The sequence below is a fragment of the Faecalicoccus sp. genome, assembly GCF_036552745.1.
In the GTDB taxonomy this organism is placed as follows: Bacteria; Bacillota_I; Bacilli_A; order Erysipelotrichales; family Erysipelotrichaceae; genus Faecalicoccus.
The window spans coordinates 1-2,305 of record NZ_JAXKBY010000193.1; the positions used below are offsets into that span (position 1 = coordinate 1).

Consider the following 2,305-nt stretch of genomic DNA (forward strand, 5'->3'; position numbering starts at 1 on the left):
GATCCAGTCCTTTGATGGTCCCGGTGAATTGTTATTGGTTAAAATATCGACAACATCGCCGGTTTTTAACGGGGTGTTTAAGGGAACGATGGCGCCATTGACAGTAGCTCCCACCGTCTTATGGCCGACTTCTGTATGTACACGATAGGCAAAATCGATTGGTGTTGAACCACTTGGTAAGGCAATAACCTTCCCTCTTGGTGTCAGACAATAGACATTGGCTTCAAAGATATCTTTTTGAAGCACATTCATATATTCTAACGGATCTTCACTTTCCTCATCGGTCATCATGGAAAAATCACGGAACCAGGAAAGCTTGTCTTCGATTTCTTTTTGTTCGATTTCCGGCACGGAATTTGGTTTTTCCTTATAACGCCAGTGGGCCGCAACACCACGCTCGGCAATCGCATCCATATCTTCCGTACGAATCTGGATTTCAAAAATATTACCATGTTGAGGCTCTACGATTGTTGTATGCAAAGACTGATACATATTTGCCTTGGGCATGGCAATATAATCTTTAAAACGTCCGGGAATCGGACGATAGGTCGCATGAATATAGCCCAAAATTTCATAACAATGCGTTACAGTATCTGTCACGATACGAATAGCTAAAAGATCCAGGATCTCTTCAAACCGTTTATTTTTGGTTACCATCTTTTTATAGATGCTGTAAAAATGCTTAGAGCGTCCAAAGATGCGGTATTTGATATTATACGTATCCAATATCGTAGTGATGTCTTTGATCATCATTTGAACTTGTTCATTTCGCTCTTCTTCTCTTTGTTTGACAAGACCTTTGATCTCGTTATACTTTTTCGGATCGATATACTTAAAGGATAGATCTTCCAGTTCGTTTTTGATTGAACTGATACCTAAACGATGGGCGATGGGCGCATAAACACTCAGGGTTTCTCTGGCGATCTTCTGCTGCTTTTCCGGTTTCATATATTCCAGCGTTCGCATATTGTGCAAACGGTCTGCCAGCTTGATCAAGATTACGCGAATATCCTTAGCCATCGCAATAAAAAGCTTTCGATGGTTGTTTGCCTGGTATTCTTTTTCATCCTTGAACTGAATATTTCCAATCTTCGTAACGGCATCCACCATCGTTTGGATCTCAGCACCAAATTCCTGACGAATCGTATCATCCGTTACATCGGCACAGTCTTCCACCGTATCATGCAAAAGGCCGGCCGCAATCGTCTTCGGTCCACAATGCATCTCAGCCAGTGTATTAGCCACTTGTATGACATGCGTCACATAAGGAGCCCCGCTTTTTCGAAACTGCCCCTCATGATGTTTTTGGGCAAACTGGTAAGCCTTAACGATCAGATCTATATTTTCCGGACGTTTGATGTAGGTCTTGATCTGTTTTAGACATTCATCAAATGTCACTTCTTTTTTATGTGCCACACCAAAGTCTCCTTTCTTTGATCCCTATTCTCCTTCAAAATGTGTCAGAGAAAACACCGGTATATCCTTAAATTTTTCTTTACCTTTTAAATCATCCAATTCGATCACAAATCCAATTCCTGCCACGACTGCCTGTTTGGATTCCACCATCTTGATCATCGCTTCTACCGTACCTCCGGTAGCTAATAAATCATCAATGATGACAACACGCATTCCTTTTTGAATGGCATCAACATGCATTTGCAGCTCATCCACACCATATTCCAGCTGATATGACTGTGACATTGTTTCCCTTGGCAACTTACCGGGTTTTCGTACCGGCGCAAAACCAACATGACATTCCAAGGCCACCGGAATACCGAAAAAGAAACCTCGTGCCTCCGGGGCAATGATCAAGTCTGCCTTTACCTCTTTGGCAAATGCCGAAAGTTTTTCAGTAACGTATTTCATACAATCCGGATTTTTCAAGATCGGTGTTACGTCCCGAAAAATGATACCTTCCTTGGGAAAGCCGGGAATACTGGCAATGTATTGTTTAATATCCATATGTGATCTCCTTTAAATTACTTCTATTTTACATGAATCCCTACACTGAAACAATGACATTTCACTTATAGAGAATTTGATCGATGATAAAGCTGACTCGTTTTGAGCCTCTATAATAATTGATTTGCGGTGAACCGACAAATCCCCTGATTGAATTTACACTTTTTGCCTTATCGGCTGGCGAGATGTTAAAACATAAACACTGTAAGCCGCTTTGCAGCGTAAACCGTCGATGCTTTCCATTGCTTAGATCATAAACTGATTTGATGTTGACTGGCGAAATTTCAAAAGCCGGCAGCTGAAAACCCGGTCCAAACGGTCGTAAAGCATCCAGACTCTGTAC

The 2,305-nt window shown here is 41.7% G+C and carries 3 protein-coding genes; all 3 read right to left on the minus strand.

Annotated elements, in window-relative coordinates; translation table 11 throughout:
- The coding region (locus tag U0M88_RS09075) for a RelA/SpoT family protein (protein ID WP_331869600.1) at nucleotides 1-1,416 on the minus strand (1,416 nt) is incomplete at its 3' end.
- A 24-nt stretch (nucleotides 1,417-1,440) separates the two neighbouring features.
- Complete coding sequence (locus tag U0M88_RS09080; RefSeq protein WP_117447302.1) at nucleotides 1,441-1,962, minus strand: adenine phosphoribosyltransferase; 522 nt, start codon at nucleotides 1,960-1,962, stop codon at nucleotides 1,441-1,443.
- Nucleotides 1,963-2,023: 61 nt separating this feature from the next.
- A partial coding sequence (locus U0M88_RS09085; protein WP_331869601.1) for a hypothetical protein occupies nucleotides 2,024-2,305 on the minus strand: 282 nt, incomplete at its 5' end.

Excerpts from the sequence above, each read along its gene's own strand:
- U0M88_RS09080 (WP_117447302.1), bottom strand. The coding sequence starts at position 1,962 with ATGGATATTAAACAATACATTGCCAGTATTCCCGGCTTTCCCAAGGAA.